This is a genomic window from Arthrobacter sp. Ld5 (assembly GCF_051172775.1).
Lineage (GTDB): Bacteria > Actinomycetota > Actinomycetes > Actinomycetales > Micrococcaceae > Arthrobacter_D.
This window is the reverse complement of sequence record NZ_JBPKBO010000024.1, coordinates 262,921-289,010: the sequence shown is the minus strand read 5'-3', so window position 1 is coordinate 289,010 and position 26,090 is coordinate 262,921. Positions and strand designations below refer to the sequence as shown.

At 72.2% G+C, this 26,090-nt stretch carries 26 protein-coding genes; 10 read left to right on the top strand and 16 right to left on the bottom strand.

Features of this window, described 5'->3' with window-relative positions:
- Window positions 1–23: 23 nt before the first annotated feature.
- Both ACSGDB_RS14340 and serS read right to left on the bottom strand, forming a co-directional pair.
- A complete protein-coding gene (locus tag ACSGDB_RS14340; protein WP_434995551.1) occupies window positions 24–860 on the bottom strand; it encodes an HAD family hydrolase in 837 nt (278 codons plus the stop codon).
- A 46-nt stretch (window positions 861–906) separates the two neighbouring features.
- A complete protein-coding gene (gene serS, locus ACSGDB_RS14335) occupies window positions 907–2,187 on the bottom strand; it encodes a serine--tRNA ligase (protein WP_434995549.1) in 1,281 nt (426 codons plus the stop codon).
- Between the two features lie 67 nt (window positions 2,188–2,254).
- Here serS and ACSGDB_RS14330 point away from each other — a divergent pair, with 67 nt between their 5' ends.
- Window positions 2,255–3,361 (top strand): diacylglycerol/lipid kinase family protein, encoded by a 1,107-nt coding sequence (locus tag ACSGDB_RS14330; RefSeq protein WP_434995548.1) that lies wholly within the window; start codon window positions 2,255–2,257, stop codon window positions 3,359–3,361.
- Between the two features lie 19 nt (window positions 3,362–3,380).
- On the opposite strand, the gene ACSGDB_RS14325 is transcribed toward ACSGDB_RS14330, so the two are convergent.
- The 4 genes from ACSGDB_RS14325 to ACSGDB_RS14310 form a co-directional block, all read right to left on the bottom strand.
- The gene (locus tag ACSGDB_RS14325) at window positions 3,381–3,737 is read right to left on the bottom strand and encodes a hypothetical protein (protein WP_434995546.1); all 357 of its coding nucleotides are present in this window, start codon (window positions 3,735–3,737) and stop codon (window positions 3,381–3,383) included.
- A gap of 87 nt (window positions 3,738–3,824) precedes the next feature.
- The gene (locus ACSGDB_RS14320) at window positions 3,825–4,799 is read right to left on the bottom strand and encodes a DNA topoisomerase IB (RefSeq protein ID WP_434995544.1); all 975 of its coding nucleotides are present in this window, start codon (window positions 4,797–4,799) and stop codon (window positions 3,825–3,827) included.
- A gap of 44 nt (window positions 4,800–4,843) precedes the next feature.
- The gene (pheA, locus tag ACSGDB_RS14315; RefSeq protein ID WP_434995542.1) at window positions 4,844–5,824 is read right to left on the bottom strand and encodes a prephenate dehydratase; all 981 of its coding nucleotides are present in this window, start codon (window positions 5,822–5,824) and stop codon (window positions 4,844–4,846) included.
- Window positions 5,821–6,147, bottom strand: coding sequence for a rhodanese-like domain-containing protein (locus ACSGDB_RS14310; protein WP_434995540.1), 327 nt, complete (start codon window positions 6,145–6,147; stop codon window positions 5,821–5,823). Before ACSGDB_RS14310 ends, pheA begins: the two co-directional genes overlap by 4 nt.
- Window positions 6,148–6,228: 81 nt before the next feature.
- Here ACSGDB_RS14310 and ACSGDB_RS14305 point away from each other — a divergent pair, with 81 nt between their 5' ends.
- From ACSGDB_RS14305 to ACSGDB_RS14295, 3 genes are all read left to right on the top strand, one after another.
- Window positions 6,229–7,623, top strand: coding sequence for an amidase (locus tag ACSGDB_RS14305; RefSeq protein WP_434995539.1), 1,395 nt, complete (start codon window positions 6,229–6,231; stop codon window positions 7,621–7,623).
- Between the two features lie 46 nt (window positions 7,624–7,669).
- A complete protein-coding gene (locus tag ACSGDB_RS14300) occupies window positions 7,670–9,133 on the top strand; it encodes a peptide MFS transporter (RefSeq protein WP_434995537.1) in 1,464 nt (487 codons plus the stop codon).
- Window positions 9,134–9,286: 153 nt separating this feature from the next.
- On the top strand, window positions 9,287–10,810 hold the full coding sequence (locus ACSGDB_RS14295; protein ID WP_434995535.1) for a long-chain-fatty-acid--CoA ligase: 1,524 nt from the start codon (window positions 9,287–9,289) through the stop codon (window positions 10,808–10,810).
- On the opposite strand, the gene ACSGDB_RS14290 is transcribed toward ACSGDB_RS14295, so the two are convergent.
- Window positions 10,807–12,012, bottom strand: a complete 1,206-nt coding sequence (locus ACSGDB_RS14290) for a glycerate kinase (RefSeq protein WP_434995534.1) — start codon at window positions 12,010–12,012, stop codon at window positions 10,807–10,809. The two genes, ACSGDB_RS14295 and ACSGDB_RS14290, sit on opposite strands and share 4 nt — an antisense overlap.
- Before the next feature lie 43 nt (window positions 12,013–12,055).
- The gene (locus ACSGDB_RS14285; protein WP_434995533.1) at window positions 12,056–12,235 is read right to left on the bottom strand and encodes a hypothetical protein; all 180 of its coding nucleotides are present in this window, start codon (window positions 12,233–12,235) and stop codon (window positions 12,056–12,058) included.
- 158 nt (window positions 12,236–12,393) lie between these two features.
- On the opposite strand from ACSGDB_RS14285, the gene pgm reads away from it, so the two are divergent.
- Window positions 12,394–14,025 (top strand): phosphoglucomutase (alpha-D-glucose-1,6-bisphosphate-dependent), encoded by a 1,632-nt coding sequence (gene pgm / locus ACSGDB_RS14280; RefSeq protein ID WP_434995532.1) that lies wholly within the window; start codon window positions 12,394–12,396, stop codon window positions 14,023–14,025.
- Between the two features lie 19 nt (window positions 14,026–14,044).
- Here pgm and ACSGDB_RS14275 read toward each other — a convergent pair whose 3' ends face one another.
- Together ACSGDB_RS14275 and ACSGDB_RS14270 are read right to left on the bottom strand one after the other, a co-directional pair.
- Entirely contained in the window at window positions 14,045–15,433 is a 1,389-nt protein-coding gene (locus ACSGDB_RS14275; protein ID WP_434995531.1) for an aldehyde dehydrogenase family protein, read from the bottom strand.
- A complete protein-coding gene (locus tag ACSGDB_RS14270; RefSeq protein ID WP_434995530.1) occupies window positions 15,430–16,278 on the bottom strand; it encodes an SDR family NAD(P)-dependent oxidoreductase in 849 nt (282 codons plus the stop codon). The genes ACSGDB_RS14275 and ACSGDB_RS14270 overlap by 4 nt, the downstream gene beginning before the upstream one ends.
- A 98-nt stretch (window positions 16,279–16,376) precedes the next feature.
- Between ACSGDB_RS14270 and ACSGDB_RS14265 the strand changes: the two genes are divergently transcribed.
- Together ACSGDB_RS14265 and ACSGDB_RS14260 are read left to right on the top strand one after the other, a co-directional pair.
- On the top strand, window positions 16,377–17,705 hold the full coding sequence (locus ACSGDB_RS14265) for a uracil-xanthine permease family protein (RefSeq protein WP_434995529.1): 1,329 nt from the start codon (window positions 16,377–16,379) through the stop codon (window positions 17,703–17,705).
- 59 nt (window positions 17,706–17,764) lie between these two features.
- Complete coding sequence (locus ACSGDB_RS14260) at window positions 17,765–18,766, top strand: hypothetical protein (RefSeq protein ID WP_434995528.1); 1,002 nt, start codon at window positions 17,765–17,767, stop codon at window positions 18,764–18,766.
- 144 nt (window positions 18,767–18,910) lie between these two features.
- On the opposite strand, the gene ACSGDB_RS14255 is transcribed toward ACSGDB_RS14260, so the two are convergent.
- The 5 genes from ACSGDB_RS14255 to ACSGDB_RS14235 all read right to left on the bottom strand — a co-directional run bounded on the left by ACSGDB_RS14255 (window position 18,911) and on the right by ACSGDB_RS14235 (window position 22,617).
- A complete protein-coding gene (locus ACSGDB_RS14255) occupies window positions 18,911–19,741 on the bottom strand; it encodes a glycerophosphodiester phosphodiesterase family protein (protein ID WP_434995527.1) in 831 nt (276 codons plus the stop codon).
- Window positions 19,719–20,528, bottom strand: a complete 810-nt coding sequence (locus ACSGDB_RS14250; protein ID WP_434995526.1) for an HAD family hydrolase — start codon at window positions 20,526–20,528, stop codon at window positions 19,719–19,721. Before ACSGDB_RS14250 ends, ACSGDB_RS14255 begins: the two co-directional genes overlap by 23 nt.
- Window positions 20,529–20,604: 76 nt before the next feature.
- On the bottom strand, window positions 20,605–21,132 hold the full coding sequence (locus ACSGDB_RS14245) for a YbhB/YbcL family Raf kinase inhibitor-like protein (RefSeq protein ID WP_434995525.1): 528 nt from the start codon (window positions 21,130–21,132) through the stop codon (window positions 20,605–20,607).
- Window positions 21,133–21,163: 31 nt separating this feature from the next.
- On the bottom strand, window positions 21,164–22,084 hold the full coding sequence (locus tag ACSGDB_RS14240) for a carbohydrate kinase family protein (protein WP_434995524.1): 921 nt from the start codon (window positions 22,082–22,084) through the stop codon (window positions 21,164–21,166).
- Window positions 22,085–22,137: 53 nt separating this feature from the next.
- Window positions 22,138–22,617, bottom strand: coding sequence for a PGPGW domain-containing protein (locus tag ACSGDB_RS14235; RefSeq protein ID WP_434995523.1), 480 nt, complete (start codon window positions 22,615–22,617; stop codon window positions 22,138–22,140).
- 138 nt (window positions 22,618–22,755) lie between these two features.
- Here ACSGDB_RS14235 and ACSGDB_RS14230 point away from each other — a divergent pair, with 138 nt between their 5' ends.
- Genes ACSGDB_RS14230 through ACSGDB_RS14220 form a run of 3 tightly spaced genes read left to right on the top strand, consistent with a single transcriptional unit; the run spans window position 22,756 to window position 25,164 of the window.
- On the top strand, window positions 22,756–23,745 hold the full coding sequence (locus tag ACSGDB_RS14230; protein WP_434995522.1) for a ring-cleaving dioxygenase: 990 nt from the start codon (window positions 22,756–22,758) through the stop codon (window positions 23,743–23,745).
- Complete coding sequence (locus tag ACSGDB_RS14225; protein WP_434995521.1) at window positions 23,742–24,383, top strand: alpha/beta hydrolase; 642 nt, start codon at window positions 23,742–23,744, stop codon at window positions 24,381–24,383. Before ACSGDB_RS14230 ends, ACSGDB_RS14225 begins: the two co-directional genes overlap by 4 nt.
- Complete coding sequence (locus tag ACSGDB_RS14220; RefSeq protein ID WP_434995520.1) at window positions 24,376–25,164, top strand: isocitrate lyase/PEP mutase family protein; 789 nt, start codon at window positions 24,376–24,378, stop codon at window positions 25,162–25,164. The genes ACSGDB_RS14225 and ACSGDB_RS14220 overlap by 8 nt, the downstream gene beginning before the upstream one ends.
- On the opposite strand, the gene ACSGDB_RS14215 is transcribed toward ACSGDB_RS14220, so the two are convergent.
- Window positions 25,161–26,087 (bottom strand): prolyl oligopeptidase family serine peptidase, encoded by a 927-nt coding sequence (locus ACSGDB_RS14215; protein ID WP_434995519.1) that lies wholly within the window; start codon window positions 26,085–26,087, stop codon window positions 25,161–25,163. The two genes, ACSGDB_RS14220 and ACSGDB_RS14215, sit on opposite strands and share 4 nt — an antisense overlap.
- Between the last annotated feature and the right edge of the window lie 3 nt (window positions 26,088–26,090).

Here is a 26,090-nt window from a genome sequence, read left to right as displayed (position 1 = left end):
GCCCCCGGACCGGTCGCGGCGGGTCAGACGAGGGAGCGGAGGATCTTCGCCACGCCGTCGTCGTACACGCTGCCCGTGACCTCGGAGGCGGCCGAGCGGACCTCGTCCGGCGCCTGCCCCATGGCCACGCCGCGCCCGGCCCACTGGAGCATCTCGATGTCGTTCCGGCCGTCGCCCACGGCGACCGTGAGCTCCCGGGAGGTGCCGAGGCGGTCCCTGAGGACCTCCAGCGCGCTGGCCTTTGTGACGCCCGCCGCGGCGATGTCCAGCCACGCGGTCCAGCCCACCGAGTAGGTGACCCCGTGCAGGCCGATGGACGCGACGGCGTCGCCGAACTCCTCGGCGGAACTGTCGGTGCTGAAGACCACGACGCGCACCGCGCGGGACTCGAGCATCTCCTCGAATCCGACGCTCTGCGCCTCCGAGCCGAAGCTCGCGTCCTGGAAGCTCTCGGTCGAGAGGAACCTGCCGCGGTCGTCCTCGAGGGCGTACTTGGCGGACGGCAGGCGCTCGCGCAGCGCGCTGAGGGCCGGCTTCGGGTCGAAGGTCACGCGGTCGATGACCTCGAACCCCTCGGGGAGGGCGGCGTCGATCCTCAGCGTCACGCCCCCGTTGGAGCACACGGCGTATCCCCGCGTGATGCCGAGGAGCCCGATCACGGGCAGCGTGGCCCCGAGTGAGCGCCCCGTGGCGATGATGACGTCGTGCCCGGCCTCGATGACGGCCTGCGCGGCGTCGCGGACCTCGTCCGTCATGTTCCCCTCGTGATCCACGAGGGTGCCGTCGACGTCGAGGGCGACCAGATGCTGTGTACGGTTCTCCTGCCGGTCATCGATGCCGGCATTGGTCAGGGTAGTCATACTCCCTAGTGAAGCAGACGCCTCCGACCCCCGGGTAGGGCGGCCCTCACAGGACGGGAAGGATTTCCAGTCCGTTCAGGTACGGACGCAGGGCGGCGGGGACCGTCACCGAGCCGTCCGGGTTCTGGTGGTGCTCGAGGATCGCGACGATCCAGCGCGTGGTGGCGAGGGTCCCGTTGAGGGTCGCGACGGCGCGTGTGCCCTTCTGCCCCCCGCCCTCCTGGCGTTCGCGGATGTTCAGCCGGCGGGCCTGGAAGGTGGTGCAGTTCGACGTCGAGGTCAGCTCCCGGTAGTCGCCCTGCGTGGGGACCCAGGCCTCGCAGTCGAACTTGCGGGCCGCGGACATCCCGAGGTCGCCGGCGGCGGTGTCGATGACCCGGTAGGGCAACTCCACCTTCGCGAGCATCTCCTCCTCCCAGGCGAGCATGCGTTCGTGCTCCGCCGGGGCGTCCTCCACCGTGGTGTAGGTGAACATCTCCACCTTGTTGAACTGGTGCACCCGGATGATCCCGCGGGTGTCCTTGCCGTGCGAGCCCGCCTCCCGGCGGTAGCAGGAGGACCAGCCCGCATAGCGCAGGGGGCCGGCGCCGAGGTCGAGGATCTCGTCGGAGTGGTACCCGGCGAGGGCGACCTCGGAGGTGCCCACGAGATAGAGGTCGTCCGCCTCGAGCCGGTAGATCTCGGCGTCGTGCGCGATGTCGAAGCCGGTGCCCTGCATGGTCTCGGGGCGCACGAGGGTGGGGGTGATCATGGGCGTGAACCCGGCGGCGATGGCCTGGTCCAGCGCCATCTGCAGCAGCGCGATCTCGAGGCGCGCGCCGACGCCCTTCAGGAAGTAGAAGCGCGAACCGGAGACCTTGGCACCCCGTTCCATGTCGATCGCCCCGATGAGCTCGCCGATCTCGAGGTGGTCGCGGGGCTCGAAACCCTCGGTCGTGAAGTCGCGGGGCGTCCCGACGGTCTTGACCACCACGTAGTCGTCCTCGCCGCCCTCCGGCACGCCGTCCTGCACGAGGTTGGGGAGCTTCCGCAGCAGCGTCTCCTGCTCGGTCCTGGCCTCCTCGGACGCGGCGGCGGCCGCCTTGACGGACCCGGCGAGCTCCTTGACCTCGGCGAGCAGCGCCTGCTTCTCCTCGCCCTTTGCCTGGGCGACGCGCTTCCCGAACGCGTTCTGCTCGGCGCGGAGCGTCTCGTAGCCCGTCACGGCCTCGCGGCGGCGGGTGTCGGCGGCGAGCACGGCGTCGACCAGCGACTCGTCCGCCCTGCGGGCACGCTGCGATGCTCGGAACTGCTCGGGATTCAGGCGGAGGTCGTTGACGTCGATCACCCGCTAAGACTACCCAACCTCCGGTGTCCGCCCGGCCCGGCGGACCGGGCCGCTATTGTGGGTGACCATGCGCCGCAAACTGCTCGCCGGGACCGCCGCGGCGTCCGCCGCCGTCGCATCCCTCCAGTCCTTCTGGTCCGTGCGGCGCCTCCACCAGACCAGGACGCCCACTGCGTCCGTCCACGAGCCCGTGCCGGCGGCCGGCGGGCCGCAGCGCGTGGCCCTCGTCCTGAATCCCACGAAGCTGCAGGCCGCCGCCACGCGGGCGCTCGTCGAGCAGGCGTGCTCCGACGCCGGGTGGATCCCGCCGCTCATCCTCGAGACCACGCTCGAGGATCCCGGCACGGGGCAGGCGGGGCAGGCGCTGGCGGCCGGGGCGGACCTCGTGCTCGCGGCCGGCGGCGACGGGACGGTGCGGGCCGTCGCGGAGGCCCTCGCGCGTCGACCCGCGGCCCTGGGCCTGGTGCCGCTGGGCACCGGTAATCTGCTGGTGCGCAACCTCGGCCTGCCGTACAACGACGTCGCGGGATGCCTGAATATCGCACTGCACGGCTTCGAGCGGCGGATCGACATGGCGCGGATCACCCTCCGCAACGAGCAGACGACGACGGCGTCGGACCATCCCTTCCTCGTGATGGGAGGGATCGGCTTCGACGCGAGCGTCATGGCGTCCACCAAGGACGACCTCAAGGAGAAGTACGGCTGGCTCGCCTACAGCGAGGCGAGCGTACGGCACCTGCCGGGCCGGCGCCGGCGCATCTCGATCAGCCTGGACGGCCGGCCGCCGCAGACACGGAAGGTGCGCAGCCTGCTGGTGGCCAACTGCGGGAAGCTGCCGGCGGGCGTGGACTTCGTCCCCGCCGCGCGGATCGACGACGGGTATCTCGACGTCGTCGTGCTCAGTCCGCGCAGCCTGATCGGCTGGACGTTCATGGCCGCGAAGATCATCCTGCGGCACCGCGGCCCCACCCCGGTGATCAGCTACTACCGCGCCCGCGAGGTCTCCGTGTGGTCCGGCGAACCGATCGCCACGCAGCTCGACGGCGACGCGTCGGGGACGGTCACGTCGATGACCGCCCGCGCGGATCCAGGGGCCCTGGTGGTCCGGGTGCCGCCTCCGGTTCCCGGACCACCAGCGGGCGTCTCGCCGGTCCCGTCCTGGCGGCGGCGCTGACGCCCCGCAGGGCGGGCTCCTAGCGGTCGCGGTCGGTGTATTCGCCCTCGCCCTCGGGAGGGTCGACGAGCGGCCGGTCCTTGTCGGTGTACTCGCCCTCCTCGGCCGGGTTCTCGGCGGAGGTGTAGCCGCCCGAACCGCCGACGGGTTCGGCGCTGGTGTAGTGGCCCTCGTGCTCGACGGCGTCCCCGGCCTCCGCAGTGTGCGTGACCTCCGTCGCGCCGCCCTCGGACTGCTCGTTGATCAGCGCCTGCTCCTCGGCGAAGCGGAGGTCGTTGCCCTGGTCCCCGGCGTCGCCGTGCCAGTTCGGATCCGACGTCGAGCCGTCACCCTTGTTGGGGTTCACGATGTGTCCTTCGTGCGAGTTCTCGCTCATGATGCTGCCTTTCCTGGGAGGATGCGCTCCTCGTTGGGCGCCCGCTGCCAGCGTACTGAGGAACGGGATGGTTTGAAATGCTCGGCGTCAATCGCGGAGCAGTTCCTGCACGGCCTTCTCCGAGGCCGAGTAGGAGGTGATGGGGATGACCTCCCCGCTCATGAAGCGGTCCACGAGCCGCGGGTCCACGTAGGAGGTCCTGGCCACGGTGGGGGTGTTGCCGAGGTGGTCGGCCACGGCACGCATGGTGGCGCTGACGGCCTTCTGCCGTGCGGTGCGGGTCGTGGCGCCGAGGTCCTCCTTGGCGAGGGCCATGGCGGCGACGACGGTGGCCTGCCAGGTCCTGAAGTCCTTGGCGGTGAACGGCCCGCCGGTGACCTGGCGCAGGAACTCGTTGAGCTGGGAACCGTCGACGTGGTGCCATGCGCCGTCCTCCGTGCGGTGGGCGAGGACGGTGTCGGGGTCCTCGCGCTCCAGCATGGGTCGCAGCGCCCGGGCGAGGTCCTCGTCCTCCAGCCGGGTGTCCCACTGCTGGCCGCTCTTGCCGGGGAAGTCGAACATGACGACGTCCCCCTCGACGGTGCAGTGCTCCACCAGGAGCGTCGTGACGCCGAAGGACCCGTTGGCTTCCGCGTACTGGGCCGAGCCGATCCTCAGGGCCCCGGCGTCGACGATCCGGAGCGCGGCCGCGAAGGCGCGCTCCCGCGGCACGCCGTCGCTGCGGAGGTGCTGGGTGATGGCGCGGCGCGCGCTCGGCAGCTTGGCCCCGAAGTCCAGGGCCCGGTCGAACTTCTCGCGGTCCTTCTGCTCCCGCCACGCCGGGTGGTACAGGTACTGCCGCCGGCCGGCGTCGTCCGTCCCGATGGCCTGGACGTGCCCGTTGGGGTAGGGCGCGATCCACACGTCCTTCCACGCGGGCGGGATCACGAGTTCCCTGATGCGCTCCACCTCGTCGCGATCCTGGAGCAGCGCGCCGTCGGGTGTGCGGTAGCTGAAGCCCTTGCCGTGCCGTCGGCGGGTGATACCGGGCCTGCGCGTATTGCTGCGCCGCAATCGAGCCATCGAGAAACCAGCCTTCGGTGGGAGGAGGACCTTCGATACTAAGCCTACTGTTTTTCGGCTGCTCCCCGTTCCGGCGTCCGCCCTCCGCGGACGATCCCCTCGAGCCAGGCGTCGGCGGCCTGGAAGGCGCCGTCGGAGGTGTGGCGTTCCACGGCGGGCGAGCGGCGGTCCGCGCGGGCATAGGAACCGAGGAACCGCAGGCCGGGGCTGATGCGGTGCAGGCCCTTGAGGGCGTCGGCCACCCGGGCGTCCTCGACGTGGCCGTCGGCGTCCACGCTGAAGAAGTAGTCGCCGAGGAACTGCCCCGTGGGCCGCGACTCGATGCGGCTCAGGTTCACCCCGCGTGCCGCGAACTGGTCGAGGATCTGCATGAGGGCGCCCGGGTGGTCGTCGGGCAGGGGGATCACGAGGGTGGTCTTGTCCGCTCCCGTGCGGCGGGGCAGGGCGTCTGGCGTCCCCACCAGGATGAAGCGCGTGACGGCGTCCGTGACGTCCCCGATGTCCGTGGCGAGGACGGCGAGGCCGAGTCGTTCGGCGACGAGGGGCGAGCAGATCGCCGCGTCGTAGCCGTGCTCGTCCCCGGCGAGTCCGAAGGCCGCCGCGGCGGTCGACGACGACGGGAAGTACTCCGCCTCCCGCACGTGGGCGTCGACCCAGTTCCGGCACTGCGCCCAGGCGTGCCCGTGCGTCGCGATGCGCCGGACCGCGGCGACGGGGGTACCGGGCCGGGCAGCGAGGACGAACGTGATGGGCACGAGTTCCTCGCGGAGGATGCGCAGCGGCTCCCCCACGGCGATGGCGTCCAGGGTGGCGCTCACGCCGCCCTCGACCGAGTTCTCGATGGGCACCATCGCGGCGTCGACCGAGCGGGCGCGGACGGCGTCGAGTGCCGCCCCCACCGTCGCGGCGGGGACGCGCCGGGCGTCGGCCGCGCCGGGCACCTGGAGCAATGCGGCCTCGGTGAAGGTGCCCTCGGGTCCCAGGTACGCGTAGGCGGGAGCGTCCGTGCGATCGGCGCCGGTCACAGGACCGTGGGCTCGCCGCCCACCTCGGAGACCATCGGCTTCCCGGCCTCGAGCCAAGCGCCCATGCCGCCGCTCACGTTGACGGCCGTGTAGCCGTTCCCCTCCAGCCATTCGGCGGCTCGCTGCGACCTGCCGCCGCTGCGGCAGATCACGTGGAGGTCCTCCTCCGGATCGAGTTCCACGATCCGGTCCGGAAGCTCCGCGAGGGGGACGTGCACCGCGCCGGCCACGTGCCCGGCCTCCCACTCGTCGTGCTCGCGGACGTCGAGGATGCGGGCGTCCTGGGGTACTGCCGTCACCGGTATGTTCTGGATGTCGCTCATGCGCCTACCTTTGCACGGGCCGGCGGGGCGTCGCCATTGCTACGGTCCGCCGGCGGCCGGCGGCTCCTATAGTGGTCCCTGATGAGCGAACTCCACGAACTCTCCGCACTGACCCTCCGGGACGCCCTGGCGCGCGGCGCCGCCGGTGCGCGGGAGGTCACCGAACACTTCCTCCGGCGGATCGACGACCTGGATCCCGGGCTCGGCTCGTTCGTCACGGTCACGCACGACGACGCCCTCCGCGCCGCTGACAACGCCGACCGCGTCCGCGCCTCCGGCGCTCCCCTCGGGCCCCTGCACGGCATGCCCCTCGCGCACAAGGACCTCACCGACGTCGCCGGCGTGCGGACCACGCTGGGCACGGCCGCCCTCGACCACGCCGTCGCCGAGCGGGACGCCCCGCTCGCCGCGGTGCTGCGCCGGGCCGGTGCCGTGAGCCTCGGCAAGACGCAGGTGCCCGAGTTCGGCCTGAGCTGCTACAGCGAGAACCGCATCGCCCCGCCGGCCCGCAATCCCCTCGACCGCCGGCTCAGCCCCGGCGGCTCCTCGGGCGGCAGCGCCGCGGCGGTGGCGGCGGGGATGATCCCGTTCGCCCCGGGGACCGATGGCGGGGGATCGATCCGCATCCCCGCGGCCGCCACCGGCCTGGTGGGCCTGAAGCCCAACCGGGGCCGCGTGCCGTCGGGGTCCGGGCAGGCCGATCTCGGCCAGCTCGTCGTCGCCGGCCCCCTCGCACACTCCGCCGTGGACGCGGCCCTGCTCCTCGACGCGCTGGTGCAGGAACCGAACTACCGGCCCACGAGCGCGGCCTCCCGCTACCCGGGCTCCTTCACGGACGCGGCCCTGCGCGCCGAGGGGCGCTTCCGCATCGGCGTCAGCACCGCCTCGCCCTTCGCCGGGGCCCTGGAGATCGCCCTCGACGGGGCCGCCACGGACGCGTTCACCGCCGGCATCCGGACGCTGGAGCGCGCCGGCCACGACCTCGTCGAGGCCGACCTCGGCTACGACCCCCGCTACCACGACGCCTTCCAGCTCGTCTGGACGGCCGGACTGGCCACGGCCCCGATCCCCGCGGACCGCGAGGACCGCCTGACGGACATCACGCGGGTGCTGCGGCGCCGGGCGCTCGGGCGCAGCGCCGCGGACCTCGCGGGCGCCGTCGACGTCCTGCGGCAGTTCGAACACGACACCATCGCGCAGTACTCCCGCTACGACATGATCCTGACGCCGGCGCTCGCCATGACCCCCCGGCCGGTCGGCTGGTACACCGACGCCGACGGCGACACCGACTACCTGCGGCAGTGCCAGTACTCGCCCTACACCTCGATGGTCAACGTCTGCGGCCTGCCCGCCGTGACCGTGCCCACCCTGCGCCTGCCCGACGGCCTGTCCATGAGCGTGCAGCTCATCGGGCGCCCCGGTGAGGAGGCGCAGCTCCTCGCCGCGGCCACGCACATCGAGGCGCATCGGCCGTAGATCCGCGATTTTGCATCCCGCCGCACTGCGCGGCACCATGGAGCGAATGAGTACAACGCAGCGCCCAGCTGATCTCGAGGGGAAGAAATTCCTCGGCCACCCGCGCATGCTGGCCAATCTCTTCAGTGTCGAACTGTGGGAGCGCTTCTCGTTCTACGGGATGCAGGCGCTGCTCCTCTACTACATGACGTACTCCCTCGCCGAGGGCGGCCTGGGCTTCGACCCGGCACTCGCGGCCGGGCTCGTCGGCGCCTACGGCGGCGGGGTCTACCTGTCGACGATCCTGGGCGCGTGGCTCGCCGACCGCGTGCTCGGCTCGGAGCGGGTGCTGTTCTACTCGGCCATCGTCATCATGTGCGGACACCTCGCCCTCGCCCTGCTGCCCGGCGTGGCGGGACTCGCGGCCGGCCTCGTGCTGGTGGGGGTCGGCTCGGGCGGACTCAAGGCGAACGCCTCCTCGCTCGTGGGCACGCTCTACCGGTCCGGGGACGAGCGGCGGGACGCCGGATTCTCCATCTTCTACATGGGTATCAACATCGGCGCCCTCGTGGGCCCGCTGCTGACGAACCTGGCGTGGGACGCCTACGGCTTCCACGTGGGCTTCGGCCTGGCCGCGGTCGGCATGGCCGCAGGGCTCATCCAGTACTCCCTCACCCGCAAGGACCTCCCCGCGGCAGCGCACGAGGTCGAGAACCCCCTGCCCCGTGCCGAGTACCCGCGCTGGATCGGCATCGCCGTGGCCGCCGTCGCGCTCCTCGGCGCGGCACTGGCCACCGGGCTCCTCGACGCCGGCAACCTGGCGGACGTCATGGCGTACACCGCGATCGCGGCGACCATCGCCTACTTCGCGGTGATCCTCTCGAGCAGCAGGGTCTCCGCCGTCGAGCGGCGCCGCGTGTACTCCTTCATGCCCCTCTTCGTGGCCAGCGCCGCGTTCTGGTCCCTGTTCCAGCAGCAGTTCACCGTGGTGGCGCTCTACTCGGAGAGCCGCCTGGACAGGACCCTGTTCGGGTGGGAGATGCCTCCCGGGATGGTGCAGTCCATCAACCCCGTGTTCATCATCATCTTCGCCGGGGTCTTCGCGACCCTGTGGACCCGGCTCGGCAGCCGCCAGCCGTCCTCGCCCGTGAAGTTCTCCTTCGGTCTGATCGTCATGGGCGTCGCGTTCCTCGCCTTCATCCCGTTCGCGGGTGGCGGACCCAACAGCACGCCGCTGATCGGCCTCGCCGCGATCCTGCTGCTGTTCACCTTCGCGGAGCTGTTCATCTCCCCGATCGGCCTGTCGGTGACCACCAAGCTGGCGCCCGAGGCGTTCCGCACCCAGATGCTCGCCCTGTTCTTCCTGTCCATCTCGCTCGGCACCACGATGTCCGGCCTGCTCGCCGGCCTGTACTCCGAGGAGACCGAGGTCCCGTACTTCGCGTTCAGCGGTATCACGGCGATCATCCTGGGTGCGGCGCTGCTCGCGGCGGCCCCCGCGATCAGGAAGGGCATGAGCGGCGTCCGGTAGCTGAGGGCCGTGCGTGACAGGACCCTCTCCGGGCACCGGGGAGGGTCCTGTTGCATGGAGGCCTCCGATCCCACAGACTTCTACCCACCAGTAACATCCGCACCGGCGGTTGCAGCTTGCCTGCCGGAGAGCGTCGAGATCAAAGGAGATCGCGTGTCGAACCTCGCCAACAACCTCGTGGCCACTGCGACGAGGAGCCCCTCGGCGGTGGCCATCAAGCTCGACGACGTCGAGGTCACTTTCGGCGCCCTCGAGGTGCTCAGCCAGAAGGTCGCCACACTCCTCGCGGAGTACGGGGTGCAGCGCGGTGACCGCGTGGCCCTCATCATGCCGAATATTCCGCAGATGGCATTCGTGTACTACGGCGTCCTCCGGGCCGGCGCCGTCGTGGTCCCCCTCAACCCGCTCCTCAAGGGGCGCGAGGTCGCCTACCACCTCACGAATTCCGGGGCGAAGCTCGTCTTCGCCTGGGAGGGGGTCGTCCAGGAGGCGCAGTCCGGCGCCGAGGCCTCCGGGACGGAGACCGGCCGTGAGGTCGCCGTGGTGACGGTCGACGGCGGCGCCTTCCTGGAGCGCGTCTCCGCGGCCGAACCCACGCCGGGCGTCGTCGAGCTCGACGGCGAGGACACCGCCGTCGTGCTGTACACGTCCGGGACCACCGGACGGCCCAAGGGGGCCACGCTCTCCCACGCCAACCTCTCCCGTAACACCGAGATCTCCCGCGACCTCATGGGGACGGCCGAGGGCGAGGTCCTCTTCGGGGGCCTGCCGTTCTTCCACATCTTCGGGCAGACCTGCGCGCTGAACGCCGCGGTGCTGACCGGCGCCACCGTCACCCTGCTGCCACGGTTCGAACCGGGCAAGGCCCTCGAGATCATCCAGCGGGACCGCGTGACGATCTTCGAGGGCGTCCCCACCATGTACGTGGCGATGCTGCGCCACCCGGACGTGGCCGGCACGGACCTCTCCTCCGTCCGCGTGGCCGTGTCCGGCGGCTCCGCCCTGCCGGTCGAGGTGCTGCACGAGTTCGAGCGCGTGTTCAGGGCAGACCTGCTGGAGGGCTACGGCCTGTCGGAGACCTCACCCATCGTGTCCTTCAACCGCGTCGGCCAGAAGCGGAAGCCCGGCTCCATCGGCACCCCCGTGGACGGCGTCGAGGTGCGGATGCTCGACCCGCAGGGCGTCGAGGTGCCCCAGGGTGAGGTGGGGGAACTCGCCGTGCGCGGCCACTGCGTGATGAAGGGCTACTGGGAGAACGCGGAGGCCACCGAGGCAGCCATCCCCGACGGCTGGTTCCGCACCGGCGACCTCGCGCGCGTGGACGAGGACGGCCTGCTGTTCATCGTGGACCGCAAGAAGGACGTGATCCTCCGCGGCGGCTACAACGTGTACCCCCGCGAGATCGAGGAGGTCCTGTACGAGCACCCGGCGGTGGCGGAAGCCGCGGTGATCGGCGTACCGGACGACCTGCACGGCGAGGAGATCGTGGCGGTCATCGGCGTCCGGGCCGAGCACGCACCGGCCGACGACGCCGCCCGCGAGGCCCTCGCGGCGGAGATCACCGCCTTCGCGAAGGAGCGGGTGGCCGCCTACAAGTACCCGCGCCGCGTGGTGCTCGTCGAGGCCCTGCCCAAGGGGCCCACGGGGAAGATCCTCAAGCGCGAGATCACCGTCTAGCAGGACATCTGGCCCCGGCCCGCTCCGAAGACGCCGTACACCTGCGCGGCGGCATCCTCCATGAGGTGCGAGGCCCCCTCGATCAGCTCGTCGAGGGTCACCGGTCCCGGGGCCAGGGAGAAGGCCGCCGCCAGGCCGGCCTCCTGCACCTGCGCGGCCGGGAGCTGGACGCGTCCGGCGATCACGACGACGGCGCACGTCGCGGGGGCGTGCGCCGCGACGGCGTGGACCACCTTCCCGCCGAGCGACTGGGAGTCGAAGGAGCCCTCGGCGGTGAGCACGAGATCCGCGTCGGCCAGGGCAGCGGCGAGTCCGACGGCGTCGGCCACGAGCGCTGAACCAGGGACGATCTCGGCGCCCAGGAAGGGGACGAGCACGGCGGAGAGCCCGCCGGCCGCGCCCGCTCCGGGCACGTCGAGCATGTCGACGCCGGTCGAGACGGCGACCACCCGCGCGAGGTGGTCGAGGGCGGCGTCGAGGACGGCGACGTCGTCCGGCGTCGCACCCTTCTGCGGCCCGAACACGGCCGCCGCGCCGCGCGGCCCGCACAGGGGGTTGTCGACGTCGACGGCGATGCGCCACCGGACGGCGCGGGCGCGGGGATGGAGGCCCGTCACGTCGATCGTCGCGAGGGCACCCAGCGCGCCGCCGCCCGGTGCGAGGGGGTTGTTGTCAACGTCGAGGAAGCGCGCCCCGAGGGCTGTCAGGAGGCCGACGCCGCCGTCGGTGGTCGCCGACCCGCCGATGCACAGCAGGATCTCCTCCGCGCCGTCATCGAGGAGGCGGACGGCGATCTCCCCGACGCCGTAGCTGGTGGCGGTGAGGGCGTCGAGGGGGCGGTCGGCGACCAGCGGCAGGCCGTTGGCCTCCGCCGCCTCGAGGACGCCCCGGATCGGTGCCCCGTAAGCCCCTGATCCGTCCGAGATACCGTAGCGCGCGGTCCGGGCCCGGCCGGCGGCGTCGTGGCAGGGCGCGGTCCGGGCCTCCACCCGCCAGGCCGCGAGGAGGGCGTCGAGCGTCCCTTCACCGCCGTCGGCGAGGGGCATCAGGACGACCTCGGGCTCCGGGTGGCCGAGGCGGGCGGCGGCCGCCGTGACCCCCGCGGACATGGCAAGGGCAGCCTCCCGCGCGGAGAGGCTGCCCTTGAGGGAGTCGGGTGCGAGGACGATCCTGAGTGGGCGCTGCTGCGCGGGCGTGGTCACGCCTCCACCCTAGTGGTGCGTCAGGGCCAAGAGGCCGGGCGGCTCAGGTGCCGGTCGCGCCGTCGTTGTCCGCCTCGAAGCCGGGGGCCACCTCGTCCTCGGTGGCGGGTCCGCCGTAGCCGCCGGTGTCCTGCTCGTCGGGAGCGCCGGCCTGCTCGGCGCCCTGCTCGGCGGCCTGCTCCCCGGACTCGGAGGTCGGGGTGTCGCTGGAATTCTCGCTCATGGTGCTACCTTCCGTGATGCGTCTGCTCCCTGGCTGGGCGCTGATCCTCAGCTTACTGATGATCGTTCCGCGGGCAACCCGCCGGTTCCCCCGCGGAACTCCTCCCTAACCCGCGGTGCGCTGGTGTAATCGGGCGCGTTCTTTGACATGCTGGGGCCATGGCTAACCGAGCGGGCACAGTGGCCCTCCCCAGCGACCTCGTCGACGTGACCAGACTGCTCGACGCGTACTTCGACGTCGAACCCGACCTCTCCGATCCCGGCCAGCGCGTGGCCTTCGGCACGTCGGGACACCGGGGCTCGTCCCTGAAGTCCTCCTTCAACGAGGGGCACATCGCGGCGATCACCCAGGCGATCGTCGAGTACCGCGCGGGCCAGGGGATCACGGGCCCCCTGTTCATGGGCAAGGACACCCACGCCCTGTCCGAGCCGGCGCAGAACACCGCGCTGGAGGTCCTCGCAGCCAACCGGGTGACCGTCCTGGTCGACGCCCGCGGCGCCTACACCCCCACCCCCGCGGTCTCCCACGCGATCCTCACCCACAACGCGACGCACACCGAACAGGCCGACGGCGTCGTCATCACGCCCTCGCACAACCCTCCGGGTGACGGCGGCTTCAAGTACAATCCCCCGCACGGCGGCCCGGCCGACTCGGAGGCCACGAACTGGATCGCCGACCGCGCCAACGCCCTGCTGGAGGACGGACTGCGCGGGGTGCAGCGCATGCCGATCGCCCAGGCCCGCACGGCGGACGGGATCGGCGGCTACGACTTCCTGCAGCACTACGTGGACGACCTGCCGTCGGTGCTGGACCTCGACGCCATCCGGTCCGCGGACGTCCACATCGGCGCGGACCCCATGGGCGGCGCCTCCGTGGACTACTGGGGCGCGATCGGGGAACGCCACAACCTGAACCTGACGGTCGTGAACCCGACCGTGGATCCGCAGTGGGCGTTCATGACGCTGGACTGGGACGAGAAGATCCGGATGGACTGCTCCTCCCCCGCCGCGATGGCATCCCTCATCAAGCGGGCCACGGAGTTCGACATCGCCACGGGCAACGACGCCGACGCGGACCGTCACGGGATCGTCACGCCCGACGCGGGCCTCATGAACCCGAACCACTACCTCGCCGTCGCCATCCAGTACCTGTACGCCAACCGGCCCGGCTGGCGTGCCGACGCCGTGATCGGCAAGACCCTCGTCTCGTCGTCGATCATCGACCGCGTCGCGGCGGACCTCGGCCGCGTGCTCCACGAGGTCCCCGTGGGCTTCAAGTGGTTCGTCCCCGGCCTGCTGAGCGGCGACCTGGCGTTCGGCGGCGAGGAGTCCGCCGGCGCGTCCTTCCTGCGCCTCGACGGGACGCCGTGGAGCACCGACAAGGACGGGATCCTCCTGGCCCTCCTCGCCTCGGAGATCACCGCCGTGACCGGCAGGACGCCCTCGCAGCACTACGCCGGGCTGACCGACCGCTTCGGCGCCCCCGTGTACGCGCGGATCGACGCCGCGGCCACGCGCGAGCAGAAGGCGGCGCTGGGCAAGCTCTCGCCGTCGGACGTCACGGCGACCACGCTCGCCGGCGAGGAGATCACCGCCCGCCTCACGGAGGCGCCCGGCAACGGCGCGCCCATCGGCGGGCTGAAGGTCACCACCGAGAACGCGTGGTTCGCGGCACGGCCCTCGGGCACCGAGGACGTCTACAAGATCTACGCCGAGTCCTTCCGGGGCGAGGAGCACCTGCGGCAGGTGCAGGCCGAGGCGAAGGCCCTGGTGGACGGCGTCATCAGCTGACCCCGCCTCTTCGGGAGGCCTAGAGGAACATGCTCAGTAGTTTCCGCTTGATCGGACCGAAGGGAGGGTACGCGAGCCGCAGCGTGTCCGGCCCCGTGGGCTTGGAGAACACCGGCTGCTGATGGCTGAAGGTCCGGAAGGACTCCCGCCCGTGGTAGCTCCCCGTGCCGCTCGCGCCGACGCCGCCGAACGGCAGGCCGGGCACCGCGAGCTGGATGGTGCAGACGTTGTGGGCGATCCCGCCGGCCTGGACGCGCTCGGTGAACGCGTCCAGGTGCTCCGCGCGGTCGCTGAACAGGTAGGCGGCGAGCGGGTGGGGGCGGGCCCCGACGAAGCGGATCGCCGTGTCGAGGTCCTCCACCTCGACGATCGGCAGCAGCGGTCCGAAGATCTCCTCCTGCATGAGCGCGGACGAGGGGTCGACGCCGCGCAGGATGGTCGGCTCGATGTACCGCCCGGCGCGGTCGTGGCGTCCTCCCGAGACGATGGTGCCGTCCCCGAGCAGGCCCACGAGGCGGTCGAAGTGGTGCTCGTTGATGATCCGCCCGTAATCCGCGGAGGTGCTCGGGTCGCTGCCGTAGAAGTCCCGGACGGCCTCCGCCAGTGCCGCCGCGAGCACCGGCGCCGCGGCCGGCGTCGTCAGGATGTAGTCGGGCGCCACGCAGGTCTGCGCCGCGTTCAGGAACTTGCCGAGCGCGATCCTGCGGGCCGCGGCGCGGAGGTCCCCGCCCACCACGACGGCGGGCGACTTCCCGCCGAGCTCCAGTGTCACGGGCGTCAGGTGGTCGGCGGCAGCCTTCATCACCATCTTCCCGACGCGCTCACCGCCGGTGTAGAAGATGTGGTCGAACGGCTGCGCGAGCAGCGCCGTGCTGGCCTCCACGCCGCCCTCGACGACCGACACCGCCTCCCGATCCAGGTACTGCGGCACGAGCCGGGCGAGCGTGCGGGAGGTCGCTGCGGCGAGCTCGCTGGGCTTGAGGACGGCGGCGTTGCCCGCGGCAAGCGCCCCGACGAGCGGCGCCAGCACGAGCTGCAGCGGGTAGTTCCACGGGCCGATGATCAGCACGACGCCGAGCGGACGGGCCTGCGTCCAGGCCCGTGCCGGGAGCAGCCCGGCGGGCACGGCGATCTTCTCGGGGGCCATCCACCGGTCGAGGTGCTTGAGGGCGTAGTCGACTTCGGCGCGCACGACGGCGAGCTCGGAGAGGAACGCCTCCGTGCGGCTCTTGCCGAGATCCTCCTCCAGTGCCGCGGTGAGCTCGTCGGCCCGCTCGGCGAGCAGCCGGCGCAGCGCACGCAGTTGTCCGCGGCGCCAGGCGGCGGGACGGGTGGCCCCCGTCGCGAAGTACCGTCGCCGGTCGGCCAGCAGATCCGCGCCGTCCGTCGCCTGGATGTCGGTGCTCATCGGGCGCCTTCCTGGTCGGGGGCGCTCGGGCGCCCGGTGAAGCGGTCCATGGAGCTGTACACCTTGAAGACCCGGCCCGCGACGACGTCCCAGACCGGCTGGGGCAGGAGGTTGCGGAGGGTCCCGCCGAACTGCACCGTCCAGGGCAGCTGGACGCGGGCCCGGCCGGCCAGCGTGGCGCGCCAGGCCTTGTCGACGACGTACCCGGGCTCCATCAGGGGCGTCATGAGCGGGCCGCGGGCGCCCTCGAACATGCCGGTGCTGATGTAGCTCGGGATGAGCGTGGTGACGCCGATGGGGTGGCCCGTGGACACCAGTTCCAGGCGCAGCGAGTCGCTCCAGCCGATGACCGCCCACTTCGAGGCCGCGTAGACGCTCATGCGGGGCACGGCCAGGGTGCCGGAGGCGGAGGCGACGTTGAGGATCCTCGCGGGCGTGCCGCGCTCCATCATCGCGGGCAGGAATGCGCGCGTCACATGCATGGGCCCGCCCGTGTTGATGCTCAGCGTGAGGTCGATGTCCGCGTGGTGGTCGTGCTCCCAGAAGTACTTCCCGCGCACGATCCCGGCGTTGTTCACGAGCACGTCGGGCACGCCGACCTCGTCGAGGACGGCGCCGGCCGCCGCCTGGATGGACTCCACGGACGCCACGTCGACCACGTAGCTGTGCACGGAGGCGGCGCTCGAGGCGAGCCCGGCGACCACGTCCTCGAGGGCACGCCCGTCCACGTCCCACAGCACGACCGCGGCGGCGCCCTCCCTCGCCGCGCGTTCGGCGTACAGCCGGCCCATGCCCATGCCGGCGCCCGTGACCAGGACGGTGCGCCCCTGAACCGTGAATCCCATCGTGTCCCTCTTCCGTCGGAACAAGCAACGTAACACCGAAGGCTGCACCCTCCCGGTAGGCTTTCCCGGAACCCCCGCCCCCTTCGGAAGGCATACCCATGAGCGCACGAGGCATCGGCTGGACCCTCCACGGAGACGGGAAGAACGTCCGGCCGGGCGGGTTCGTCGCCCCGGAGGAACGCCTGACCTGGCCCAGGACCATCGGCATCGGCGCGCAGCACGTCGTCGCGATGTTCGGCGCGACCTTCCTCGTGCCGCTCATCACCGGCTTCCCGCCCTCGACCACCCTGCTCTTCTCCGGGATCGGGACCATCCTGTTCCTGGTGATCACCGCCGGACGCGTGCCCAGCTACCTCGGGTCGAGCTTCGCCTTCATCGCCCCGATCGCGGCGGCACAGTCCCAGCACGGTGCGGCCGGCGCGCTCGGCGGCATCATCATGGCCGGGGCGGCCCTCGCGCTCATCGGCCTCGTCGTCCACAGGGCGGGTACCCGGTGGATCCAGGTGATCATGCCGCCCGTCGTCACGGGTGCCATCGTGGCGCTGATCGGACTCAACCTCGCGCCGACCGCGAAGGCGAGCTTCGAGCAGGCGCCCCTGACCGGGCTGGTCACCGTCGTCTCGATCCTGCTCGTCACCGTCCTGTTCAGGGGCATCCTCGGACGCCTGTCGATCCTCGTCGGGGTGCTCGCCGGGTACGCCGTCGCCATGGTCCGCGGAGAGGTGGACTTCGCCGCGATCGGCAGCGCCCCGTGGATCGGCCTCCCCGAGTTCGCCGCGCCGGAGTTCCACCTCTCCGTCGTCGGGCTCTTCATCCCCGTGGTCCTCGTGCTCGTCGCCGAGAACATCGGCCACGTGAAGTCGGTGGCCGCGATGACCGGCCGGAACCTGGACCCGTACACCGGCCGGGCCCTGATGGCGGACGGGCTCGCGACCATGATCGCCGGCTCCGGCGGCGGGTCGGGCACCACCACCTACGCCGAGAACATCGGCGTGATGGCGGCGTCCCGCGTCTACTCGACGGCCGCGTACTGGGTCGCCGGCATCGTCGCGATCCTCCTCAGCCTCTTCCCGAAGTTCGGCGCCCTCATCGCGACCGTCCCGGCCGGGGTGCTCGGCGGCGCGGGCGTGGTGCTCTACGGCATGATCGGGATCCTCGGCGTGCGCATCTGGGTGCAGAACCAGGTCAACTTCTCCAATCCCATCAACCTGTCGACGGCGGGCGTGGCCCTGGTCATCGGCATTGCGGACTTCACCTGGGTGATCGGCGACCTGACCTTCGCGGGCATCGCCCTCGGCACGGGCGCCGCGCTCGTCATCTTCCACGGGATGACGGCGATCGCGCGGGTGCGCGGCAGCGAGCACGTCGCCGGGCCGGAGCAGCTCGAGTCGAGCGACCTCGGCACGAGGCCCTCGACGCTGGGCTGAGCCGTGCCCGGTGCGAAGATGGGACCCATGCGTCCCCCCTCCGTCATGTCCGGCACCCGATGAACGATCCGCGCGAGGTGTGGGCCTCCCCGGCGTGGCGGCAGCAGGCGGAGCAGTGGATCGACCTGGTGCTGGAATCGTCCGGGGTGGCCCGGACGGGGCCGACGGACCAGCCGCGGATCCGTTTCTGGTCGACGCAGCTCACCGTGCCCACGGACCACGGCACGCTCTGGTTCAAGGAGAACAACCTCGGACAGCTCGCCGAGGCCTCGATCGTCTCCCTGCTCGGCGACCTGGCGCCGGAACATGTCGCGGCGCCGCTCGCGATCGAACCCTCCCGCGGCTGGATGCTGACGGCGGACCACGGTGCGACGCTCGACAGCCTGGGGTCCGACGACCCCGCGGTCTGGGCGCGGATCGCCGCCGACTTCGCCGACCTGCAGCGGATCGCCGCCCCGCACGGTGAGCGGCTCGCCCAGGCCGGGCTCGTCACCATGAATCCGGAGGTCGCGGCGAACTTCGTCGAGAACCAGTTGCTCCTGCACACGGGGCTCCCGGCCGGGCACCCGCTGTACCTGTCCGCGGAGGACGCCGACGACGTCGTGCGCCGCCTGCCGGCCGTGCACCGCGCCGTCGACGCGCTGCGCGCCGTCCCGGTGCCGCTGTCCCTCGACCACAACGACCTGCACGCGCGGAACTGCTTCCTGCCCGGCACCACCACCGAGCCCCTGCGGTTCTTCGACTTCGCCGACGCGTACTGGGCGCACCCGTTCAGCGCCCTGCTCGTGCCCATCACGCAGATGCGGGAGCAGTGGAACACGACGGCGGAGGACCCCCGCATCCGGGCGGTCATCACGGCCTACCTCGAACGCTGGACGGACCATGCGCCGCTCCCGGAGCTGTGGGCCGCCGTCGAACCCGCCCTGGCGCTGGCCGGTGTCCACCGGTACGGCTCGTGGCTGCGCCTGCTGGTCTACGCCGACGACGACTCGATGCGCGCATACGCCCCCGCCGCGCTGCACTACCTGAGGACGCTGACGGACCCCGTCCTGACGGCCTAGCCCGGCGCCCTCACGGTTGTTGCCCGCGCTTCCCGGACGCCGGCCTCGTTGTCCACGTATGGCGGGTGTCGGGCCGCGCGACCCACCACACGTGCGCACCCGCCGCGACGGAGGACCCGTCGAGGGCCCGAGGCCCCCGGCCGATCAGGGGGACGGGCGACCCTGAGGCCAGACGGCGCGCTCGCTGATGCATTCCGCGAGGACGTCCGCGGCATCGGACACGATCCCGTGGACGCCGAGGTCCAGCAACCGGTCCATCCCCGTCCGTTCGTTGACCGTCCAGACGTGGACCTGCAGGCCCGCGGCCTCGCAGCGCCGGACGAACCCCCGGGTCACGACCCGCATGCCCCGGTAGGTCTCGGGCACCTGCAGCGCATGGACGCGGGCCGTCCGGGCCACCGGTCCGGCCAGCCCGAGCGGCGCGGCGATCTTCAGGAGGGCGTTGACGGCCATCCCCGCGGACGACGCCGTCGGCCGGTCGAGCAGGCGCAGCACCGCCCGCCTCCGCCGGTCGGAGAAGGACGCGACGAGCACGCGGTCGTGGGCGGCGTGCCTGTTGATGAGATCGGCGAAGGGGCGCACGCACGCATCGCTCTTCACGTCGACGTTGAGGCGCACCTCCGGCCAGCGGAGGAGGACGGCCTCGAGCGTCGGGATCCCCCCGCCGCCGCCGACCGACAGTCCGCCCAGCTCCTCCGCGGTCCGCGCCCCGATCGGGCCCCGGTCACCGGTGACGCGGTCGAGGACCTCGTCGTGGAAGACCATGACGACGCCGTCGCTCGAGGCGTGGACGTCGATCTCCAGGTACCGGAAGCCGAGGTCGACGGCGCGTTCGAACGCGGCCAGGGTGTTCTCCCCGCCGTCGGGCGCGAAGCCGCGGTGGGACAGCGCGATCGGCTGGGGCCGGGGCGGGGTCCCGGCTGCGTTGTCGAGGTAGGGGTAGCGGCCCGCGTCAGGCCGTGCGGAGCGCCGCAAGCCGCTGCTCCAGGATCTGGGCCACGCCGTCCTCCTCGAAGGCCGGGGCCATGAGGTTCGCGGCGGCGAGCGCGTCGGGGTGCCCGGAGGCCATCGCATACCCGTGGCCCGCCCAGTCGAGCATCTGCACGTCGTTGGGCATGTCCCCGAAGGCGACGACGTCGGCGGCCTCGATGCCGCGCGCCGCCGCGTACCGGGCGAGGGTGACGGACTTGTTGATCTCCGGCAGGGACATCTCGAGCAGGGCCATCGAGGGCGCGGAGTGCGTCGTGGAGACCAGGTGCGCGACGGCGGGCCGGACGACGGCCAGGAAGTCGTCCGGCGAGACGGCCCGCTCCCGCGCCATGAACTTCACGATCTCCTCGCCGGGCAGGGACTCCTCGAAGGGCTGGGCCGTGAGGCCGCCGAGCAGCTCGGCCGTGGAGGGGTCGGCGAACCCGGACTCGACCTTGAACCCCGCGACGGTCTCGGCGGCGAAGGTGGCCGCGGGGAAGAGCCCGCGGATGATGTCGCGGGCGGCGTAGATGTTCTCGGGCGCGAGGAGCTTCGCGTCGAGCACGCTCTCCGACGCGAGGTCGTAGGTCAGGGCGCCGTTGGAGCAGATGACGGTCCCCGTGTGCCCGAGCTGGTCCCGGAGGGGGTGGAGCCAGCGCGGCGGGCGGCCGGTGACGAAGACGACGTCCACGCCGGCCTCCGCGCACGCCCGGAAGGCGCGGACGGTCCGTTCGCTCATCCTGCCGTCATGCCCGACGACGGTGCCGTCCATGTCGCTCGCCACGAGGCGCATCGTCCACTCCTTCAGATCCGGGACCTCTACCCTACCGGCGGGCCGGCCGGCTTCGGGGCACGTGGCGGCGGAGCCGCTACTGCTCGTACGTGCCGGTCAGGCGGGCCCGCCCGAGGGTGTGGGAGAACAGGTTGAAACCGAGGTAGGCGGGGCTGGCGTCGGCGGGGACGTCCAGGGACTCGACGTCCACGGCGTGGACCACCACGTGGTAGTGGTGCGGCCCGTGCCCCTCGGGTGGGGCGGCGCCCACGAAACCGGGGAAGCCTCCGTCGTTCCGCAGCTGCACCGCGCCCTCCGGCAGCAGGCCCGACCCCTCCGTGCCCGCACCGGCGGGCAGCCACGTGGTCGTGACCGGCAGGTTCGCCACCGCCCAGTGCCAGAATCCGCTCGCGGTCGGCGCGTCCGGGTCGTAGACCGTGACCGCGAAGCTCCGGGTCCCCTCGGGGAAGCCGCGCCAGGCGAGCTGCGGCGACTCGTCCTTGCCGCCCGCCCCCATCCTCCCGGAGACCTGCGCGAGATCGAGGGGCGCCTGGTCGGTCACGGTGTCGCTGGTGAGTTCGAACTCGGGGACCTGGGGAAGGTCTGCGTACGGATCGCGGGTCATCGCGTGCTCCTCTGGTCGTCGGTCGGGGCCCTCATGCCGGGGCCATCTCGTCCCGCGTGGGCGGGTTCGCACCCGCGCGGGAGACCGTGATGGCCGCAGCGCGGACCGCGTACTGCAGCATCCCGGTCAGCTGTTCGAGGGTGATTCGGTGCAGCTCGTCGCGGTGATGGGCGCCGTCCAGCCCGGAATCCACGAGCGAGCCCACGAGGGCCGCCATGAACGAGTCCCCGGCGCCGACGGTGTCCACCACGGAGGTGGGGGGCGCGGGGACCGCGACCTCCCCGGCACGGCAGAGGCCCAGGGGCCCCGCCGACCCCCGCGTCACGACGACGACCGCGGGGCCGGCGTCCAGCCAGGCGCGCGCCGACTCCTCGGGCGTGCGGTCCGGGTAGAGCCACTCGAGGTCCTCGTCGGAGGCCTTGACGACGTCGGCGAGGGCCACGAACTTCTCGGCCTGCCGCCGGGCGAACCCGGCGTCGCGGATGATCGTCGGCCGGCAGTTGGGGTCGTAGGTGACGGTGACGAGCGGATGGGCGCTCGCCACCAGGTCCAGGACGTCGTCCGCCCCCGGGGCGAGCATGGTGGCGATCGACCCGGTGTGCAGCAGGGTGGACCCGTCGAGGAGCGTGTCCTTCTCCGCTGCCAGTCCCGGGAGGTCCCAGACCAGCTGGAAGTCGTAGGACGCGCCTCCCGCGGGGTCGAGGCGGGCGGTCGCGACGCTCGTGGGCGCGGCGTCCGGACGGACGGGGAAGGGCACCGCGTTGTCGCGGAGGTGCTGCTGGATCATCCGTCCGTAGTCGTCGTCGCCGTACCGGCCGACGAACTGGGCGGCATGGCCGAGGCGCGCGAGGCCCACGGCCACGTTCATCGGACTGCCCCCCACGTGGGCGCGCATGGCGGCGGTGTCGCTGACGACTTCGTCGATGAGGGTTTCCCCGATCACGGTAAGCACCCGATCAACGTACCAGCCGTGGCCCCGGCGGGCCCGGGATGCCTCCCGTCGTCCTACCGCACGCGCCGGTGGATGATCGAGGGCCGCGGTGGTATCGGCCGGCCGCGGAACCGCCGCACGCTGTAGACGATCAGGGCGAGGGCGATCATCGACGAGAGGATCAGGCTCACACCCGTGCCTGTGCCGCCGAAGAGCCACCACTTGTCCTCGAGGAACCACCAGTGGGGGGTGGTGGGCTCCATGATCCACACCACGCCGAGGGTCATGATCACGAACGAGCTCATGCAGCTCGCCGTGATCCGGGGGATCGTCTTCACCCCGAGGGCCGCGGCGTGGAAGGCGTTCTCCTTCAGCGGCTTGAGGTAGCGCCGTGCCCAGTGGTAGTGCCGCGACAGGACGGCGAGGCCGGCCGCGAGCATCAGCAGGCCGGGGCCCGGCAGCACGAGGGCGGCGAGCCCGAGCACCACGAGGGTCCACCCGATCACCTCGGCGCCGGTACGGTGGACCCACCCTGGGAACCGCTTGTCTGCCATGCTCACAGGATGCCACAGCCTCCTGAGTGCGCACGACGCCCGGGAAGTGAACTCCCGGAGTGGAACAAAAGCCCGAATACATGTGTTTGCATGAACATGCCGGAGCACAGAAGGCCGGTCCGAATCCAGGAGGACAGCGTGACCGCTCGAACCGAAGGTCTGCACCACGTCACCGCGATCGCGGGCGACCCGCAGAGGAACATCGACTTCTACATCAGGGGCCTCGGGCTGCGCCTGGTCAAGAAGACCGTCAACTTCGACGATCCGGGGACCTACCACCTCTACTACGGCGACGAGGCCGGCCGGCCCGGCTCCCTCCTGACCTTCTTCCCGTGGCAGGGCATCCGCAGCGGCCGCGTGGGCAGCGGGCAGTCGACCACCACCGCGTTCTCGGTGCCGCAGGGCACTCTCGGCTGGTGGCAGGAGCACTTCAAGGCCATCGGCGTCGAGTCGACCATCGCGCGTGCCTCCTCCGAGGAGGAGCGCCTCTCCCTCCGCGACCCCGACGGACTGCAGATCGATCTCGTGGCCTCCTCCGTCTCCGACCCCCGTGACCCGTGGGACTCCGCCTCCGTCCCGGCCGAGTACGCCGTCCGCGGCCAGCACTCCTCGGTCCTCACGGTCCAGGACCCCGCCCGCACGCTCGAGACGTTCACGCGTGACCTCGGCATGACGGTCCTCGCCGAGAAGGACGGCCGCTACCGCCTGAGCACGCATGCCGGGGAGCCCGGCACGGTCGTCGACGTCGTCACCGACCCCCGCGGCGAGCGCGGCCTCGTGGCCGGCGGGACGGTGCACCACATCGCCTTCCGCGTGCCCGACCAGCAGACCCAGGAAGTGTGGCGCCAGGAGCTCGCCGAGCGCGGGTACGCGGTCACGGCCATCCTCGATCGCCAGTACTTCACCTCGATCTACTTCCGCGAACCCGGTGGAACCCTGCTGGAGATCGCGACGGACACGCCGGGCTTCGACATCGACGAGCCCCTGCTGGAACTCGGCCGCTCCCTCAAGCTGCCGCCGTGGCTCGAGCCGAACCGCGAGGCCATCTCCCACGCGGTCGCGACGATCGACCTCCCGGAGGAGAACAACCCCGCCGTCCAGGCCTTCTTCGGGAAGGCCGGAGCATGACCGGCCCGCAGTCGTGGCCGCACCTGTTCGGGAGGGGGGAGCCGGGCACCCCGGTGCTGCTGCTGCTGCACGGCACGGGCGGCACCGAACGGGACCTCCTGCCGCTCGCCGCCCGCCTGGCACCCGGGGCGGGCTACCTCGCGCCGCGGGGCCCGGTGCAGGAGCACGGCCTGAACCGGTGGTTCCGCAGGTTCGGCGAGGGCGTGTTCGACGTCGACGACGTCGTCCGCCGGGCGGGTGAGCTCTCCGCGTTCATCGCGTGGGCGCGGGACCACTACGGCATCGCCGACCGCCCGCTCGTCGCCGTCGGCTTCTCGAACGGGGCGAACATCGCCCTCGCCGCCGCCCTGCTCCACCCGGACGCCGTCCCCCGCGCCGTCGCGTTCTCCGGCATGTACCCGCTGGAGGGGCGCACCGTCGACGCCGACCTGACCGGGACGTCCGTGGCCCTGTTCAACGGGACCTCCGACGCCATGGCGCCGATCGACAGCGTGACCCGCCTCGGATCGATCCTCGAGAGCCGCGGCGCCGAAGTACACCGGAACGTCCGCGAGGGCGGTCACGGTATCCACCCCACCGAGGTCGACGGCGCCGCCGCCTGGATCGCCTCGCTCACCCGGAAGGTCTCCCATGACTGAAACCCGCACCGACCTCGCAGCGAAGGCCACGACCCTCGCCCGGCTGCACTCCGCCCCCGGGATCCTGCAGGTCGTCAACGTCTGGGACGTCATCAGCGCGAAGACCATCGCCGACCTCCCGGGCACCCGGGCCCTTGCCACGGCGAGCCACTCGATCGCCGCATCGCTCGGCTACGAGGACGGCGAGAACATCCCCGTGGAGGAGATGATCGCGGCCGTCGGACGGATCGCGGCGGCCACCACGCTGCCCGTGTCCGCCGACCTCGAATCCGGGTACGGCGACCCCGGCGAGACCGTGCGCCGGGCGATCGGCGTCGGCATCGTGGGCGCGAACATCGAGGACCGGATGCGCCCCCTCGCCGAGGCCGCCGCGCAGATGGAGGCGGTCGTGGAGGCCGGCCGGGCCGAGGGCATCGACTTCGTGCTGAACGCCCGCACCGACGCGTACGTGCTGGCGGGCGACCGCGACCCCGCGGACGTCCTGGCCGACGCCGTCGAGCGCGGCCGGGCGTTCCTCGACGTCGGTGCCACGACCGTGTTCGTCCCCGGCCTGCTCGACGAGCACGCCGTGGGCACCCTCGTGGAGGCCTTCGGTCCGCAGCGGCTCAGCGTGATCAACGTGCCCGGCAGCCTGCCGCCCGCACGGCTCCAGGACCTCGGCGTCGCGCGGATCTCCTACGGCCCGTGGACGCAGCGCGTGGCCCTGACGGCGCTGGCGGACTCCGCGCGCGAACTGCTCGCCGGCGGCGCCCTGCCCTCGGGGACGCTTTCCCTGAACTAGGGCGGACCCGGCGCCGGGCGGCCCTGCGCCGGCCGTCCGGGGTCGGTCGCCGCCTCGAGCCGGGCGAGCACGGCCTCCCAGGCGTCGGTTCCCGGCGTGATGACGGCGAAGTGGTCGCCCGGGACACGGACCAGCTCCGCCGTCGCACCCGCCGCCGACGCCGCGGCCACGTATGCCTCCGACTGGGCGGGCGGGACCGTGGTGTCCTCCGTGCCGTGCACCGCGTACACGGGGACCGCGAGGGGGATCGCGGTCATCGGGTCCGCGAGCGCGTAGCGCTCCGGGTCCCCGGGTGCGCCGAGCAGGTTCTCCACGGCGCCGTCGCTCAGTCCGAGCGCCCGGGCCTGCGCGAGGTCCAGCACCCCGGCCTGGCTGACGACGGCGGCGAGCGGCACCACCGGCGTGCCGGCACCGGGGGCGCCCGGTGGCAGCGACGGACGCCCTGCCGCCCAGACGGCGAGGTGGCCGCCCGCGGAGTGGCCGAGCGCCGTCGTCGGCCCCAGGTCCAGGCCGTGCTCCGCGGCCGCGACGGCCAGGTGGTCGATACCCGCGGCGACGTCGTCGAAGGTGGCGGGCCAGCCCCCACCGTTGCCCGCGCGCCGGTACTCCAGGTTCCAGCAGGCGTAGCCGCGGGGGGCGAGGTCCCGTGCGAGGGGCACGCCCAGTTCCGCGCCGTAGGTGGAGCGCCAGTAGCCGCCGTGGATGATCACGACGACGCCGCGCACCGGTGTCCCCGGGGCGGGCAGGTACAGGTCCGCGAACTGGCTCGGATCGTCGCCGTACCGGTAGCGCCGGGGCGCCGCCGAGCCGGGCGCGGCCTCCCGGCGTACCCCGCAGGCGGTGAGGACGGCGGCCCCGGCGGCGGCGAGCAGGGCCAGGACGGAGCGGCGGGCCGGGGGACGGACGGTGTTCTCGCGGTGCACACG